Source organism: Bradyrhizobium sp. 170 (assembly GCF_023101085.1).
Taxonomy (GTDB): domain Bacteria; phylum Pseudomonadota; class Alphaproteobacteria; order Rhizobiales; family Xanthobacteraceae; genus Bradyrhizobium.
Genome location: NZ_CP064703.1, coordinates 3,391,898 through 3,409,222, shown reverse-complemented (window position 1 = coordinate 3,409,222; position 17,325 = coordinate 3,391,898). Strand labels below are relative to the sequence as shown.

Here is a 17,325-nt window from a genome sequence, read left to right as displayed (position 1 = left end):
GGCGTCACGTGACGATTCGGGCGATGGCCCCAAGGATTGCGCGCCTGCCGCCCGGGCAAGACGAGTTCAATCAATTTCCGTCGCCGTGCTCGCTGTCTAGCTTGATTCGCGCGACAGATGTTTGCCGATGCGAACGTCCTTCAGAGGCACATTCCCGCATGCTTGCGTCAGGCGGACGCGTGGCCCTCGCGCGTCGGCTATCAGAACAGCCACCTCCAATTGCGCTGGTATACGAGAGCCCGCTGCAGTCGCGTAAGGCTGCCGAATTTTCCCAGTGACGTAGCCTGTCACAACCTTGCAATCGATTGAAAACGCTTGGTTATTTCCAATTAGTTGCAGTTCTATTAATTTCGCCCGTTAAGACATTCTCCACCAAAATTCAGCACACTTTGCCTATACCGACGGCATTCACTGGATCCGCTCAGGCTTGCCGATATGGCTGAATTGTAAATCCCGTACTCGTTTTTGGTGACGCCATGGCATCCCGGTTTTCGCTTGCAGCCAAGTTGTACTCAATCTTCGCGCTGTTCGCCCTGCTCGTCGCCGCCATCACGGCCTTGTCCGACTACAACACCCGCCAGAATGCCCAACTTACCGAAGCGGTCTCGACCGCCAGCCGCGCCGCGCTCAACGTCGAGCGCATCAATTCGCTGGTCTATGCCGTCGTGATGGAATCGCGCGGCGTCTACATGTCGACTGATCCGGCGGTGGTGAAAAAATACGGCGACGGCCTGCTCAAGTTCAACGAACGTATTCTTGACGTCGTCAAGAACTGGGAGGCGCTGGTCCAGGCTGACGACGCCCAGCAGTTTGCCACCTTCAAGAAGCGCATCCAGCAGTTCGTCGATTTCCGCAAGGAGCTCGTTCGCCGCGGTGTCGAGATCAATGCGGCGGCAGGCCGCGAATGGGGCGACAATGACGCCAACCGCGAAGTGCGGACGGCGCTGAACAAGGATCTGGAAGCCCTGTCCAAGGTCTATGCCGAGCGCAGCAAGAGACTGGCGCAACAGACCGACACCAACCACACGATGGCCTTTGTGCTGACCTGCCTCGGCGTCATGGCGCTGGTGGTGGTCGTCATCGGCGTGCTGATCATCGCCCGTTCCATCGCCCGCCCGCTTTCGGTCATCACCGCAACCATCAAGCAGGTCGCCGACGGCGCCGAGGGCGTCGAGGTGCCGCATACCGGCCGCGCCGACGAGATCGGCGCGCTCGCCCGTGCCATCAAGATCTTCCAGGAAGCGATGGAGGGCAACCGCAACCTCAATTCGCAGGTGCTGGACGATTCGAAAGCACGCGACGAGCGTACCCGTCACATCGAAGCCTCGGTCGACGCCTTCCGCGAAGCGATCAGTGGCGTGCTGCGCGCCGTCACCGACAATGCGACCTCGATGCGCGGCACCGCCCAGACCATCGCCAGCGTCTCGTCGGATGCCAGCGGACGCGCGGTGGCTGCCTCCGGCGCGACCGAGCAGGCTTCCAGCAACGTTTCCGCCGTCGCCAGCGCGGCCGAGGAGCTCTCAGCCTCGGTCGAGGAAATCGGCCGCCAGGTGCGCCAATCGGCCAGCGCCGTCGAGCAGGCCGGCCAGCGCACCGAGAGATCGGTCGCCGAAATCGAAGGGCTTGCAGCCGCCACCCAGCGCATCGACGGCGTGCTCACCCTGATTCAGGCGATCGCCGAGCAGACCAATCTGCTGGCGCTGAACGCGACGATCGAAGCCGCGCGTGCCGGCGACGCCGGCCGCGGCTTTGCGGTCGTCGCCCACGAGGTCAAGGCACTCGCCGAGCAGACCGCCAAGGCGACCGCCGAGATCGGCCAGAATGTCGGCCTGATCCAGACGTCGACCAAAACCTCCGTCGAAGCCGTTCGCGAGATCGGCAACGCGGTCCGCGAGATCAACGAGGTGACTTCCATCATCGCGAGCGCAATCGAGCAGCAGGATGCGGCAACCCGCGAGATATCGTCGAATGCGCAACTGGCGGCACAGGGCAATGGAACGCTGGTGCTCAATATCAGCTCGCTCAGCGACGCGATTGGCACGACGAACACGGCCGCAGCGTCCGTTCTCACCGCATCCAGCGAACTGACGGCTACCGCCGAGACGCTCTCCCGCGAAGTCGAGAAGTTCTTCCGCAATTTGCGCGCGGATTCGTCCGAGCAGGTGCGCAAGACCGGCACGTAAGCGAACAGCATCTCCGGTTCGCGCCAGAGTGTGACCGAAGGAGCCCACGAAATCGGGCCCCGCAAAGTTCGCCAAGGCTTCGGATTGACACTGAATCCGCCGACACGCCGATCATTGACCCTCGGCACGCCGCGGGACTTGTTCGGGAACCACGCAGTCCACTCAAAGCCGTGACCCGACTGCGACATTGGAGCACGCCGTGACGATTTGTGAGGGGGAGCGCGGCGCGAGTTTTGGGGGTAGAATTCGGTAGCACTTTCATAAGTTGGGTTTGGTCTCAGACATGGGAGGATCGCATGAAAATGCTTCAAGTTGCCATCGTCTCTGGCTTGATCGCCTTGGCCGGTCCCACGTCAGCCCAAGGCATGGATGATACGATGCTTGGGCCGCAGGATGTAAAATGGTCGAAGGCGCCGCCATCTGTTCCGCCGGGGGCTGAAGCGAGCGTACTCTACGGCGACCCCGGGAAAGACGGCTTGTTCGTGCTTCGGCTCAAGCTCCCCAAGGGCTATGCCGTTCCCCCGCACTCCCACCCCAAGCCTGAAATCGTGACCGTTATCTCTGGCACGTTTACGCTCGGCATGGGCAAGGTTGCGGATAAAAGCAGCGCCAAACCGCTGCCGGCTGGAAGCTTCTTCGCGTTCGCGCCCGGCATGGAGCACTATGCCTTCACGGATGAAGAAACCGTCGTTCAGATCAACAGCACTGGGCCGTGGGGTATCAATTACGTAAATCCCAAAGACGACCCCCGACAGAAAGCGCAGTGACTAAAACTCCCGTCGGCAGGGACGCCAACCAACGTCCCTGCTGATTTGTTTGAGGCGGTCATGCACTCTCATGCGAAACGCCATCGCTTGAGCGGCGCGCATGCGACGGAGCGCCAGCCACCTCGTGAGGAGGACCCGGCAAGACCGGGCAGCATCCGCCTCACCCCACCGGGATCACGTCCACGGCCACGCCAAGCTTCTGCTTGCGTGATCCGACGATGATGCCGTCGACCGGCGAGACATCGGAGAAGTCGCGCCCGATTGCCAGGATGATGTGATCGTTCTCGATCATGATGTCGTTGGTCGGATCGAACCCGACCCAGCCGAGCTCTGCGCCGCACCACACTGACACCCAGGCATGGGTGGCGTCGGCGCCCTGCAGGCGCGGCTTCCCGGGCGGCGGAATGGTGCGCAAATATCCGCTGACATAGGCCGCGGGCAGACCCAGCCCGCGCAAACCCGCAATCATCACATGGGCAAAATCCTGGCACACGCCGTGGCGCTTCTCGAACACCTCGCGGAGCGGCGTTGAGATCACCGTGGCCTTCGGGTCGTACCTGAAATCGTTGCGGATGCGGCGCATCAAATCGGCGGCGCCTGAAAGAATGCCACCGCCCGGCGGGAAACTCGCCGCGGCATAGGCGGTGAGCGGCGCCAGCACCGGCACCAGCGAACTCGCAAAGACGTAGCCGACCGGCGAAGCGGGGCCGAGACTAGAGGCCTCGAACGCCACGTCGCGGATATCATCCCATGACGGGCTCGGCGCGGCGCGGTCGAGCGCCTTACGCGACACCGAAACGCGCGAGCGGGAATCGATCCGCAAATTGCGATGCGCGGTTTCGATTAGGATGCTCTCGGTATGGGTGCCGAAAAAATCGCGACGCACGGCGCGTTCGGTCGGCCGCGGCCGGATCTCGACCGAATGGGAAATCAATTGCTGCCCGTCGCCGCTGCGCGGCTCCAGCCGCAGCGAGCACCGCGCAAAACTCACCGGGCTTTCGTAAGCGTAGGTCGTGACGTGACGGATGTCGTAGATCACGCGAGGCCCGTCAGCTTCTCCGGCCGGCTCGCATTGGGCCCGTGCGGGAAGTAATGCAGGCCGATGGCGTCGGCGAGATTGAGCAGATCCTGCTCCAGCGCGAACAGGGTTTTGACGTCCAGCGTCGCGGCCTCGGCCGTCGTCAGCGTCGCCTGCAAGGCCACCGTCAGCCGCTGCGGCCGCTCGATCAGGCCGTGCTCCTTCAGGCTCGGGAGTGCGGCGATGTGATCATTCAGCGTCGCCACCTGAAACGCAACCGAGCGCGGATTATAGGGATCGAGCACCGCGAGATCGCGCACCGGCGCCAGCGCCGGGCCGACCAGATAGCGCGAGCGGTAGGTGATCTGGCAATCGACCAGCGTCAGCAGCACATCGAGATCTTCCTCGCCCGCTTCGTCATAGGCGAACTGCCGCGCGAACCGCGCGGTGTTGATGGCGCGCTCGACACGGCGGCCCATGTCGAGGAAGCGCCAGCCGGCGGCGCGGTTCATGTTTTCCTGCGCCAAACCTGCAAGGCTTGCCAGTTCCTGCAACGTCAGTTCGGCGGCGCTGACGACGCTGTCGTCGTCGTCGACCTGCAAGGCGAGACGCTCCACCATCTCGGTGATGATCTGCCAGGCGTCGGGCGAAAGCCGCTCGCGCAACGAACTTGCCGTGCGCTGCGCCGATTTTGCCAATGACAAAGCCGAGCCGAATTTGTCTGGGCTCTGCAGCGCCTCGGCGACGACCCTCGCGGGATTGGTCCGCGTCGCCTGCGAGGTCGCGCCCCAGGTCACCAGAAGCCGCTGGATGCGCTCGACCGAAGGCAGCGCGGTCGACGATCCCTTGACGGGGTCGCGCATCGGCGTGCCGAGCGCGCGGATCAGCCGCAGCGTTGCCTCGGCGCGCTCGAGATAGCGGCCGAGCCAGAACAGATTGTCCGCAGCGCGGCTCGGCACCACGCCGGCGATGCGCCGGATGCGCACGGCTTCGGCGGCCGGCAGCAGCGTCGAAGCCGAGACCGCCTTGTCGGAGACAATCCAGACATCGGCCGACCGCGCGCCGTCGCCCATCGAGACGGCGCGGGCATCGGGTTGTTCGGCAATTCTGCAGAAGCCACCGGGGAGTATGGTCCAGCCCTGGGGAGTTGCGGCAGCAAACACCCGCAGCACGAACGGGCGCGGCGTGATCCGGCCCTGCTCCCACACCGGCGTCGTCGACAGCCGCACCAGCTCCTGGCCGACATAGTCGATGCCGCGATCGGTGATCGCCTGCCGGAGCCGGTCGCGATCGGCCGGCGACAGCTCGCCGGCGAGCACGGGCCCATGGCGGGAAAAGCCAGGAACGGCCCGGCCATAGGCGCCCTCGATCGCAAAGTCTTCCAGCCGCGACAACACTTCCTCGCGCGCGGATTTCTGCCCGCACCACCATGTCGCGATGTGCGGCATGATCAAATTCTCGCTGAGCAAGCGCCGGCACAGGCTGGGCAGGAAGCCGAGCAGCGCCCGCGCTTCCAGCACGCCGGAACCCGGCATGTTGGCGACGACGACGCCGTCCTTGCGCAGCACGTCGATCAGGCCGGGCACGCCGAGATGCGACGACGCATCGAGCTCCAGCGGATCGAGAAAATTGGAATCGACCCGGCGCAGCAGCACGTCGAGCCGCTTCAAGCCTGCGACGGTGCGGATGTGGATGCGGTCGCCGCTGACGGCGAGATCGTCGCCCTCGACCAGAAGAAAGCCGAGATAGCGCGCCAGTGTCGCGTGTTCGAAAAAGGTTTCGCTGAAGGCGCCCGGCGTGAGCAGGCCGATCCGCGGCTCGTCGCGATCGGCGCTGGCGCGGAGCGAGTCACGGAATGCCTCGAAGAACGGCGCCACGCGCTCGACATTCATCGACTTGTAGAGATTGGAAAAAGCGCGCGACAGCACCAGCCGATTTTCCAATGCATAGCCGGCGCCTGACGGCGCCTGGGTGCGGTCGTTCAGCACCCACCAGCGCCCGTCGGGACCACGACCGACGTCGGCCGCATAAAAATGCAAATAGCGGCCGCCCGGCGGTTTGACCCCGCAAACCGCCCGCAGATATTCGTTGCTGCCGGCGATGGCGGCGGCAGGCACGGCGCCATCGGCGATCAGCCGACCCTCGCCATAGAGATCGCGCAGCACCATTTCGAGCAATTGCGCGCGTTGCGCGATGCCGGTGCTCAATTGCTGCCAATCGGCCTCGTCGATGATGAGCGGCAAATGGCTCAGCGGCCACAGCCGGTCGGCGGTCTCGCCGGGGGCGCGGTAGGTGACGCCGGCTTCGCGCAGATGCCGGTCGGCGGAGGCAAAGCGCCGCTCGATATCAACAGGCGAAAGCGCGGCAAAGGCATCGAAAAACCGGCTCCAGGCAGCGCGGGGCGCGCCGTCCGGTCCGATATATTCGTCGGGGATGCCGGGCAGCCGCGCATAGTCCCGCGTCCATTGCGCCATCCGGCGCTGGCCCGGACGGGCTTTGCTCTCCTGATTGTTACCCTGGCCGGCCATTCCGATTCCCCGAGAGCGTCGCTCCCGATTAGATCAGGAGCGGCGTCCTCAAGTCGAGCGTCAAAGGGAATTCAATTGTGCGTTCCTCGGGCGGCGGGTCGATCCTGCCCGGGGTGTGGCCGTGATCCTGAAACCGGGCCAGCCGCCTTGCTTCCGCCTCATAGGAATTGACCGGCTTGGTATCGTAGCTGCGGCCGCCGGGATGGGCGACATGGTACACGCAGCCGCCGAGCGAGCGGCCGTTCCAGGTATCAATCAGGTCAAATGTCAGGGGGGCGTGGACCGGGATGGTCGGATGCAGCCCCGACGCCGGCTGCCAGGCCTTGAAGCGGACCGCGGCGACGGCCTCACTGGCGCGGCCGGTCGCCGTCATCGGCATCCGCCTGCCGTTGCAGGTCACGACATGACGGCCTTCGACGAAGCCCGTCGCCTTGACCTGCAGGCGCTCGACGGAAGAGTCGACATAGCGCACGGTGCCGCCGGCCGAACCCTCCTCGCCGAGCACGTGCCAGGGCTCCAGCGCCTGACGCAATTCCAGCGCGACGCCGCCATGGTGGACACGGCCGAACACCGGAAAACGAAACTCGAGCTGGGCCGAGTACCATTCCGGCGAGAATTCGTAGCCGGATTGCCGGAGCTCTTCGAGCACGCCCAGAAAATCCTCCCAGAGGAAATGCGGCAGCATGAAGCGATCGTGCAGCGCCGTGCCCCAGCGGACGAACTTGCCCTGCTGCGGCTCGCGCCAGAGCTTTGCGATCAGCGCGCGGATCAGGAGTTGCTGCGCCAGCGACATCCTGGGATCAGGCGGCATTTCGAGCGCGCGGAATTCGACCAGCCCGAGGCGGCCGGTCGGCCCATCCGGCGAATAGAGCTTGTCGATGCAGATTTCGGCGCGATGGGTATTGCCGGTGATATCGACAAGGATATGCCGGAACAGTCGGTCGACCAGCCACAGCGGGGCCTCGATATCCGGCGGCGGCACGTGGGCGAGCGCGACTTCCAGTTCATAAAGCCCGTCGTGCCGCGCCTCGTCGATGCGCGGCGCCTGGCTGGTCGGGCCGATGAACATGCCGGAGAACAAGTAGGACAGCGAGGGATGACGCTGCCAGTACAGGACGAGGCTCTTGAGCAAATCGGGGCGGCGCAGGAACGGCGAATCCTGCGGCGTAGAGCCACCGACCACGACATGATTGCCGCCACCGGTGCCGGTGTGGCGGCCATCGACGAGAAAGCGGTTGGCACCGAGCCGGACTTTGGCGGCGTCCTCATACAGGCCGAAGGTGATATCGACCGCCTCGCGCCAGCTTTGCGCCGGCTGGACGTTGATTTCGATGACGCCGGGATCGGGCGTCACCTTGATGACCTCGACGCGCGGATCGTAGGGCGGCCCGTAGCCCTCGACATGAACCTGGATCTGCATTTCCTCGGCGGTCGCTTCCACCGCCGCGATCAGTTCGAGATAGTCTTCAAGCTTTTCCACTGGCGGCATGAACGCGCACAACACGCCATCGCGGATTTCGACCGACGTCGCCGTGCGCACCGGCTTGGGCTTGGGTTTCGGCTTCAGCGCCACTTTTGAAGGCACGCCTTCTGCCGCAACGTCCTTGTCCTCGACGGCCAATTCGAGACGCGGCTCCATCGGATCCTGCTCGACGAGATAAGGGTATTCTTCCGGCGGGACATGCGGCAACGATGCCATCGGCAACCGCAGACCGAGCGGGGAATCGCCTGGGATCAGGAACAGATGGCCGCGCCGAAGTTGCCAGCACTCGCTCATCCAGCCCTGCACCGATCCTTGGGCGTCCTCGCCCGCGTGCTGGATCGGCAGCACGAACCCCTTGGGTCTATTGAGCCCCTCATCGAACACCCGCGCCATGCGCGAGCGCTCTTCCGCGTCGGCCAGCCTGGAGTCGCTGGGATCGACATTGACCGGCAGCGCGGCTTCCTTCTGCAACCAGTGCGCAGGATCTTCATACGCCGGCATGACATAGCCGGCATCCAGCCCGAGCCGCTTCGCGGTGCCTTCCATGAATTGTTGAGCGTCTTCGATTATCGCCTTGCGCGGGCTCTCGATCTTCGCGATCAGGTCGGCATTCTTCCAGATCGGCACGCCGTCCTTGCGCCAATACAGCCCAAACGCCCAGCGCGGCAGGCTTTCGCCCGGATACCATTTGCCCTGCCCGTAATGCAGCAGCCCACCCGGCGCAAAGCGGGCGTGCAGCTTGCGGATCAGTTCATCGGCCAGCGCCTGCTTGGTCGGGCCGATGGCGGCGATGTTCCATTCCGGCGATTCCAGATCGTCGATGGAGACGAAGGTCGGCTCGCCGCCCATGGTGAGGCGCACATCACCCGCCCGGAGATCGGCATCGACCTGTTCGCCGAGACTATCGAGACGCGCCCAGGATTCGTCGGAGAACGGCCGCGTGATCCGCGGCGCCTCGCGAATGCGCCTGACGCTCATCTCAAAACCGAATTCGACATTGGCGAAGCCGGCGCTGCCCGAGATCGGCGCCGCTGAGCGATAATGCGGCGTGGCGGCGACGGGGATGTGCCCCTCGCCGGTCAACATGCCTGAGGTGACGTCGAAGCCGATCCAGCCCGCGCCCGGAAGATAGACTTCGGCCCAGGCGTGCAGGTCGGTAAAATCGCTCTCGACCTCGCGCGGGCCCTCGACCGGATCGATGTCGGGCCGCAACTGCATGAGATAGCCGGAGACGAAGCGCGCCGCGAGGCCGAGGTGACGGAAGATATGGATCAACAGCCACGCCGAGTCGCGGCACGAGCCGGAGCCGGAAGCCAGCGTCTCCTCCGGCGTCTGAATGCCCGGCTCCATCCGGATGACGTAGCTGATCTTTTTCTGCAGTTGCGCGTTGAGTTCGACCAGGAAATTGACGGTGCTGTCGGCCTCGCGCGGAATCTCCTTCAAGTACGCCGCAAACAGCGGCCCCTGCTCTGACGTGGCGAGATACGGCGCGAGCTCGGTCTTCAGATCCTTGGTGTACTGAAACGGAAAAGAAGTGGCGTAACTCTCGACAAAGAAGTCGAAGGGATTGACGACCGTCATCTGCGCGGTGAAGTCGACTTCGATCTTCAGCTCAGACGCCTTCTCCGGAAACACGAAGCGCGCCAGCCAGTTGCCTTGCGGGTCCTGCTGCCAGTTCACGAAATGATTTGTTGGCGTAACTTTAAGCGAATAGCTCAGGATCGGCGTGCGCGTATGCGGCGCCGGGCGCAGGCGAACGGTTTGCGGGCCGAGATCGATCGGTCGGTCGTATTTGTAGTGCGTGACGTGATGTAGTGCGACGTAGATCGACACGGACCGGAGACTCCAGCGGCTTTTTTAAGCAGAACACTGGTTCCGGGTGGGATCAAGCATTAACAACGGGCAACGGTTGCCTATGGGAAGTGCGGAAGGCTGTCGTCCCTGCGAACGCACTAGCACTACTTTGGCAGATTTATTCACGCCGCTGCTTTTCGCCGATTTGTCTTCTGCAGTACGGGCATCGCTGAGGTCGTGGTTGAACGATGAGATCGACGATGGCCTGGCGTACGGCCGGCAGGCTCGGCTGAGGCGGTGGACCATTGATTCTTTTTTTTCCGCCCCGCTTGTGCGAGACGCCGATGCTGGAGGAATGCGTAAGCGATCATGGTCATGAGCGCGTGACGATGGAGGCCTTGCCAGGATCTTCCCTCGAAGTGATCAAGCCCGAGTTCCTCTTTCAACTGCTGATGGGCCTGTTCGCAAATCCATCGGGCTTTGATCGTGGCAGCTAACGTGCGCAGATTCGTCTTGGCCGGCAGATTGGCGAGATAATATTTCTTCTCTCCCGACGTCCTGTGTTCGCCGATGAGCCAGGCTTCGTCCCCCGGAAGATGCTGCTGGCCCATGTCCTTGATCCGCTGAGGTGGCCCATCGGCGGTTCGCACGCGAACAGCGGCGAAGCGAGCTTCCAGCCGGCCCTTGGTACCGTTTCGCCAACTCACATTTTGCCACTTGGCATTGGCCAGCATATCTTCGGCCGCCCTCGATAGGATATCCGGAATGTGCCGCTTGCGGGGACGGCCCCGACCGGCAACCGGCCAGATCAGTTTAACCTCGACCGGATACACCTTCAGGTGACGAGGGATACCGACGGCCCAGGCCAGGCCGCGTGTCGTGAGCCCCTGACGGAACGGCGCGCTGAGGCCGTAACCGGCATCCGCCAGCACACAGCCGAAGCGCATACCGGCTGCCATCACGCGATCGATCTCCGCCAAGGCGATCTCTGGCTTGGTCCGCGCTGCGCGGTGCTCGACTGGAACGCCCGCACGCTTCAAACGCACCGGGTTGCTCGTCCAACTCTCTGGAATGAAGAGACGTAATGCCACCATTACCGGCACTTCACCCCGCGCAAGCGTCAGCGACACCAATGTTTGGCAATTGGCCGTCTTGCCGAGAGACGAGGCATATTGCGGAGCGACACCAACCGAACGATCGCCCTTCTTCGGCATCGCTGTGTCGTCGATGACCAGCACCGCATCTTTGCCGCCGACGAGGCGATCGGCCTGAACGAGCAATTCTGACTCCAATGGCGCCGCATCCCAGACGCCATCAGCGATGAAATGGTGCAACTGATCATAGTCGTTCGGTGCCAGCCGCGCCGCCATCGGCTGGACGCTCTTGCGATCACCCGGTCCAATCAGTCCCGAAACATACAGCGGACACATCCGCCGCCGTGCCTTGTGACCTAAACGATCCAGGAATGGCTTGAGCCAGCGTCCAAGCTCGTCTTCCCACTTCGACCTCGTGTCCACCATGGTCGGCCCTCCAAAAGCCGACCACCCATGAATCATTGAAAATCTGATTCGGGAATCCAATTGCGCCGATCAATCGCAAAAATCTGCCAAAGTAGTGCTAGGGCATGCACACATTTCTGAGGCTCCATCCGACCGCGACGGCGTGGAAGTACTCGAGACCGTGTTTCATGGTGATTGGACCGGGCGGCTTGGACGAGGGATAGCCGTCCCAGCCGCCGAGACGGCCGATGATCCAGGCAGCCCAGGCAAGGCTGTCGGGCGGATACGGATTGTTGAGCCGTTTGCTTTTGGCTTCGATATCTTGATTGAGGGCAGTGAGCGCCGCGACCTCGTTCGCTTTGAAGGCGAGATGGATCGGCTGTTGGCCGCGGCCATCGCGCGCCTGCAAGAGTTGGATGGTAATGACCGCGGCTTTGGCCGCGATGGCGACCAGCTTGAGGAGCCGATCGGCGGTGGAGAGCTGGCTGTCTTCGAGCTTGAAGCCTTGGGTCTTGAGGACGCGGAAGAACTGCTCGATCAGCCAGCGCTGCTTGTACCAATCGACGATACGCCAGGCCTGTTCTGCATTCGTCACCGAATGGGTGGTGAGAAGCCGCCAGTGCAGCGGCTCGGTACCGGCTTGAGGATCAACCTCACGCACATCGACCAGGGTCAGCGGCAGGCTTTCTGGCAGATGGCGCAGGAACTTGCTTTGTGGCCGGGCCAGGTTCACCGCGCCGAAGCGCAGTTCGAGAGGCACGACCCGCTCGGCCCGCTGTGCCCGCGCAGGCAGCACGATGGTGCGCTGGTCCACGGCCGCCATGGCCTCACTGCTCGCGTACAGGCCGCTATCGTCCGCCAGCTTGCGATCATGCATGCTGCGGGCGATCACGTGGAAGTGCTGCTCGGCGGCGCTGGCATAAAGCGCGAAGATGTCGCTCTCGCGGTCACCGAGCGCGGTCACCATGGCGGCCCCAGCCAGCAGCGGCTTGGCCGCCAGCGCCGTGGCGATCCAGCGCTGCGATTCCTTGTCCGACAGCTCGCGCCGGTCGTGCGAGACGGTACGGCGGCCCTTGCGCGTCCATATCTGACCGCTCAACAGACCGAGGCAGGTGCCGTTGTCGGCGTCTACCGCCAGCATCGGGTGCAGCAGCAACCCGTGGACATTGCCCTTGGCGGTCTCTCCGAGCCCGCGTCGGCGCTCTGCCGTGGTGGTGAAGTTGATCTCACTGGTGTCCTGGATCGCCAGCACGTGGCGGCCCTCTGCCGCGGCAACCGTGCCCTCGCTCCAGCTTTCGATGATGCGCTCTGTCGTCACCTTGGCATTGCCGAGAAGCCGGTTGAACCGAACCTCCCGGGCGCGGTTGCCTTTCGAAAGCCGGCGCAGGCAGACATCTTTGCCCGCGACCATGCATTCGACAAGCGCCGCCCCCCTTTATCGAGGCGACGATCCCCGAACCGACCCAGTGACCAATCGATCTGTGACAGCATCCCGACACCCCTGCCAAAGCTGAAGTGCCGCAATACAAATCACACAGATTCCTGATTCTGGAATCCCCCGACCCGAGTCAATCCGTCGCACCAGAAGTGTGCATGCCCTAGTGCGAACGCAGGGACCCATACCGCGTGATCTATCGGGAAGGCAGTTTGATCGACACTTTCCCGCAATAACGAAGGCCGGTGGCTATGGGCCCCTGCGTTCGCAGGGGCGACGCGAGAGTGTTGCGAGAGCTTACATCGTCGCCCCAAGCACCCACGGCGCAAACTCCGCGCCGCCGAAATCAAAGCTCTCGCTCTTGGTCGGCTGGCCGGATGCCGTTTTCAGCATCAGCTCGAAAATGCGCTGGCCGCATTGCTGCACGGTTTCCTCGCCGTCGAGGATGGTGCCGCAATTGACGTCCATGTCGTCTTCCATGCGCTTGTACATCGGCGTGTTGGTCGCGAGCTTGATCGACGGCGCGGGCTTGCAGCCGAACACGCTGCCGCGCCCCGTGGTGAAGCAGACCATGTTGGCGCCGCCGGCCACCTGCCCCGTGGCCGCGACCGGGTCGTAGCCGGGCGTGTCCATGAAGACAAAACCCTTCTTGGTGATGGGCTCGGCGTAGTTGAGCACGTCGACCAGATTGGTGCTGCCGGCCTTGGCCATCGCGCCCAATGATTTCTCGAGGATGGTGGTGAGGCCGCCGGCCTTGTTGCCGGGACTCGGGTTGGCGTTCATCTCCGCGCCCTCGCGCCTGGTGTACTCTTCCCACCAGCGCATCAGTCCGACCAGCTTTTCGCCTACTTCGCGGCTGACCGCGCGCCGGGTCAGCAGATGTTCGGCGCCGTAGGTTTCAGGCGTCTCCGAGAGGATCACCGTGCCGCCGTGGGCAACCAGGAGATCGCTCGCCGCGCCCAGCGCCGGATTGGCTGACACGCCCGAGTAACCATCGGAGCCGCCGCATTGGAGCGCCACCGTCAGTTCGCTGGCCGGCACCGGTTCCCGCTTTACTTTATTGGCGTCCGTCAGCGCCTCCTTCACGAAGGCGATGCCGGCTTCCACCGTCTTGCGGGTGCCGCCGACTTCCTGGATGTCCATCGCGCGCAAGCGGCCGGCCAGCTTCTGCTCCTGCATCAGGCCGCCGATCTGGTTGACCTCGCAGCCCAGACCCAGCACCACGACGGCGGAGAAATTCACATGCCGCGCATAGCCGCCGAGCGTCCGTCGCAGCAGCGCCAACGGCTCGTCCTGCGTCATGCCGCAGCCGGTCTTGTGGGTCAGCGCCACCACGCCGTCGACATTCGGGAAGTCCGCCAGCGGGTTATCGCCGGTAAATGGATTCTTCTTGAACATGTCGGCGACGATGCCGGCGACATGGGCGCTGCAGTTCACCGAGGTGAGGATGCCGATATAGTTGCGCGTCGCCACGCGGCCGTCGGCGCGGCGGATGCCCTCGAAGGTCGCGGGCAGATCGAAATTCGGCACCGGCTTGACGTCGACGCCAAAGGCATAGTCCTTGGCGAAATCGCCCATGCCGCAGTTTTGGGTATGCACATGCTGGCCCGGCGCAATCGGGGCGGTGGCAAAACCGATGATCTGGCCGTAGCGGCGTACCGGCTCACCGACGGCAATCGGCCTGATCGCGACCTTGTGGCCCGCCGGGATCCGCTCGACCGTGGTGACGCCGTCGGCCACCACCATGCCGGGCGGCAGACTCGCGCGCGCGATCAGCACGCCGTCGTCAGGGTGCAGGCGGATCACGGGTGCCGGGGTCATGTGGGTACCTCCTCAGGGCTGGCGAGTAGCGAGTGGCGAATTGAGCGATCCCCTACTCGCCACTCCCTATTTGCGTCTTTGCTACTTACGCCTTACCGGCGGAATCTTTCCGGGTCTGGTTCACCTGCATCTTGGCGTAGGTCATCATCAACCCGCTCTCGTTCGAGAGCGTCACGAGCTTGAAGCCCATGTTGATGGCGCGCACCGCGCCCTCGGCGCCCGAGCAGTGAATACCGGGATGGAGGCCGCGCTTGCCGCATTCCTTGACGATCTTCTCGTAGATCTTGAGGATTTCCGGCTCGTCGCGGTCGAGCTTCGGCACCAGGCCGTAGGAGAAGCCGAGGTCGGACGGGCCGATATAGACGCCGTCGATGCCCTCGACGTCGAGGATCGATTCCATGTTCTCGACCGCGGTCCTGGTCTCCATCATCGGCAGCAGCACGATCTCGTCGTTCGCCGTCTGCTGGTAGCTGCCGGCCGAACCGTACATGCCGGAGCGGATCGGGCCGTTCGAGCGCGTGCCCTTCGGCGGATATTTGGCGTACTGGACCAGGTTCTTGGCTTCCTGCGCGGTATTGATCATCGGGCAGATCACGCCATAGGCGCCGCCGTCGAGCACCTTGCCGATAATGCCGGGCTCGTTCCAGGGCACGCGGACCATGGGGGTCACCGGGTGGCCGTTCATCGCCTGAAAGCATTGCACCATCGAAAGGTAATCCTGCACGCCGTGCTGCATGTCGACGGTGACGCTGTCGAAGCCGCATTGCGCGATCACTTCGGCGGAGAAGCCGGACGGAATCGCGAGCCACGCGTTCACCACGGCCTTGCCGGAGGCCCATACTTTCTTGACGTTGTTGGTTGCCATTGATCGCTTTCCCTTTGTGATCGTTAGGATAGTTGGAGTTCGCGGAGTTGATTAGCTGGTGGCGCGCTGGATGCTGGCCTCGCTGACACCGACCTCGCGGGCGGTGTTGATGATCGCAGCCCAGGTATCGTCCGGCAGCGGCACGCCGTTTTTGGTGCGTTCGGCGCGCATCTTGCGTTCGGGGTCTCCGGGAACCAGCACGGACTCGACGCCGGCGATCGGCTTGGTTTCCCGGATGAAGTCGGTGTAGCGCGAGATTTCCTCGTCGAAATAATTGCTGGTGTCGATCACCTTGGGATCGACATAGAAGGCGAGCATCCCGTTGGCGAATTGCCGGCCGCCTGACGTCGCGCCGGTGCCGGTGAGCGCGCCGCCGAGCAGCTCGCAGATGAAGGCCAGCCCCGATCCCTTGTGCTCACCGAAGGCACGGATCGCACCGGTGCCCTTGGTGTGGTCACGAGGTCCATCCGGGGTGTAGGGACCATAGAGCACGGACGGCTCCTCGCTCAGCGTGCCGTCGGCATCGACCAGCGCACCGGTCGGCAGCTTCTTGCCGCCGCGGCTGGCAACCAGCACCTTGCCTTCGGCCACGATCGAGGTGGCGAAATCGAGCACGATCGGATCCTGCCCCTGGCGCGGAATGCCGACGCAATAGGGCGCGGTCGAGAGCCGTTTCTGAACCCCGCCATAAGGCGCCACCAGCAGCGAGCCCGCCGCATTGACGAAGTGAACCGACACCAGCCCTTCGGCAGCGGCCATTTCCGCCCAGTCGCCGACCCGGCCGATATGCCCGGCATTGCGCAGCGCAACTGCTGACAGCCCCGCCTTCTTGCACTTCTCGATGCCGGTCCGCACGGCGAACGGCGTCACGGTCTGGCCATAGCCGAACTTGCCATCGACCACGGCGAGCGACGGCGTATCGACGACAATCTCGGGGGTCTGGTTTGGAACGACGTTACCCGTCTTCTTCCATCGGATGTAGACCGGAACCCGGATCACGCCGTGGCTGTCATGTCCGGTGAGATTGGCGGTGGTGAGGTAGGTCGCGATGCGCCTGGCTTCCTCGGGCGAGGATTCCGAATGAGAAAAAACCTCGGCGACAAAATCGATGAGATTGTTGACTTGTATGGTGACCATATCCGGATTTCAGCCCTGTCCTTGTATGGGGAAGCCTTGCGTTTTCAGCGGCGAACCCAAAGACTCCCGCACCGGTTTTCATGACCGGCTTGGTCGGCACTTTGAGCGAAAAATCCCGCTTGTGTCTACCGCCACAGTCGCATTAGCCAAATGATCGCAATCATTTGCCGGGCCGCTATGCATCGGGCCCGTAGCATCATGCAAATTTGTGATTACTCATCGGCCTCGGTGTCTGGTTCGTCAGCCACTTCCATCTCCGCAAGGTTTCGTTCCAGCTCGCCCAGCATGTCCTGCAATTCGGCAAGCTTGCGGGCGCCATAGCGGCTGGTGATTTCGGCGTAGATCGCCTCCGAGGTCGGCGCCACGGCCTCGATCAATTTCAACCCCTTGGACGAGATCGACACCTCGCCGCGGCGCAGATCGGCCTTGGCGGTCCGCCGCTCGATCAGATCGCGTGCTTCGAGGTCGCGCAGGATTCGCGACAGGCTCGGACCCAGCAAAAACGCGACGCGCGCCAGCTCGGTCACCTCGATGGTATCAACCGCTGTCAGCGCGCGCAGGATCCGCCACTGCTGCTCGGTCAGCCCGTGATTGCGCAAGGACGGACGGAACTGGCGCATCACCGCTTCACGGGCGCGCAATAGCGACATCGGCAACGAACGCGAGAACTCGCGCATCGGCGCGCGGCGGGTCTCCGTCGTTCCCGCCGGGTCCGAACGCGATCCGTTCGGCGATTTCTTGCCTGCCATCTTCAGCGGTCCACTATTCCGGAATCGTCGATTCCGGAAAGGATAA

11 protein-coding genes are annotated in these 17,325 nt (G+C 63.6%); 2 read left to right on the top strand and 9 right to left on the bottom strand.

Features of this window, described 5'->3' with window-relative positions:
- Positions 1-476 precede the first annotated feature (476 nt).
- Both IVB05_RS15780 and IVB05_RS15775 read left to right on the top strand, forming a co-directional pair.
- On the top strand, positions 477-2,183 hold the full coding sequence (locus IVB05_RS15780; RefSeq protein ID WP_247785263.1) for a HAMP domain-containing methyl-accepting chemotaxis protein: 1,707 nt from the start codon (positions 477-479) through the stop codon (positions 2,181-2,183).
- A gap of 296 nt (positions 2,184-2,479) precedes the next feature.
- The gene (locus IVB05_RS15775; RefSeq protein WP_247785262.1) at positions 2,480-2,950 is read left to right on the top strand and encodes a cupin domain-containing protein; all 471 of its coding nucleotides are present in this window, start codon (positions 2,480-2,482) and stop codon (positions 2,948-2,950) included.
- Positions 2,951-3,110: 160 nt separating this feature from the next.
- Here IVB05_RS15775 and IVB05_RS15770 read toward each other — a convergent pair whose 3' ends face one another.
- The 9 genes from IVB05_RS15770 to hpaR form a co-directional block, all read right to left on the bottom strand.
- Positions 3,111-3,989 (bottom strand): transglutaminase family protein, encoded by an 879-nt coding sequence (locus IVB05_RS15770; RefSeq protein WP_247785261.1) that lies wholly within the window; start codon positions 3,987-3,989, stop codon positions 3,111-3,113.
- Positions 3,986-6,496, bottom strand: a complete 2,511-nt coding sequence (locus tag IVB05_RS15765; protein ID WP_247785260.1) for a circularly permuted type 2 ATP-grasp protein — start codon at positions 6,494-6,496, stop codon at positions 3,986-3,988. The genes IVB05_RS15770 and IVB05_RS15765 overlap by 4 nt, the downstream gene beginning before the upstream one ends.
- Positions 6,497-6,524: 28 nt before the next feature.
- The gene (locus IVB05_RS15760) at positions 6,525-9,812 is read right to left on the bottom strand and encodes a transglutaminase family protein (RefSeq protein WP_247785259.1); all 3,288 of its coding nucleotides are present in this window, start codon (positions 9,810-9,812) and stop codon (positions 6,525-6,527) included.
- 143 nt (positions 9,813-9,955) lie between these two features.
- Positions 9,956-11,293, bottom strand: coding sequence for an IS701 family transposase (locus tag IVB05_RS15755; protein ID WP_247781157.1), 1,338 nt, complete (start codon positions 11,291-11,293; stop codon positions 9,956-9,958).
- A 97-nt stretch (positions 11,294-11,390) separates the two neighbouring features.
- Positions 11,391-12,683 carry an IS4 family transposase gene (locus tag IVB05_RS15750; protein ID WP_247782941.1) on the bottom strand — a complete coding sequence of 431 codons (1,293 nt, stop codon included), beginning with the start codon at positions 12,681-12,683 and terminating at the stop codon, positions 11,391-11,393.
- A 321-nt stretch (positions 12,684-13,004) separates the two neighbouring features.
- Positions 13,005-14,528, bottom strand: coding sequence for an altronate dehydratase family protein (locus IVB05_RS15745; RefSeq protein WP_247785258.1), 1,524 nt, complete (start codon positions 14,526-14,528; stop codon positions 13,005-13,007).
- Positions 14,529-14,613: 85 nt separating this feature from the next.
- Entirely contained in the window at positions 14,614-15,393 is a 780-nt protein-coding gene (locus IVB05_RS15740) for an aldolase/citrate lyase family protein (protein WP_247785257.1), read from the bottom strand.
- 51 nt (positions 15,394-15,444) lie between these two features.
- Positions 15,445-16,530, bottom strand: coding sequence for a malate/lactate/ureidoglycolate dehydrogenase (locus IVB05_RS15735; RefSeq protein ID WP_247785256.1), 1,086 nt, complete (start codon positions 16,528-16,530; stop codon positions 15,445-15,447).
- A 212-nt stretch (positions 16,531-16,742) separates the two neighbouring features.
- Positions 16,743-17,279 (bottom strand): homoprotocatechuate degradation operon regulator HpaR, encoded by a 537-nt coding sequence (hpaR, locus tag IVB05_RS15730; protein ID WP_247785255.1) that lies wholly within the window; start codon positions 17,277-17,279, stop codon positions 16,743-16,745.
- Positions 17,280-17,325: the final 46 nt, after the last annotated feature.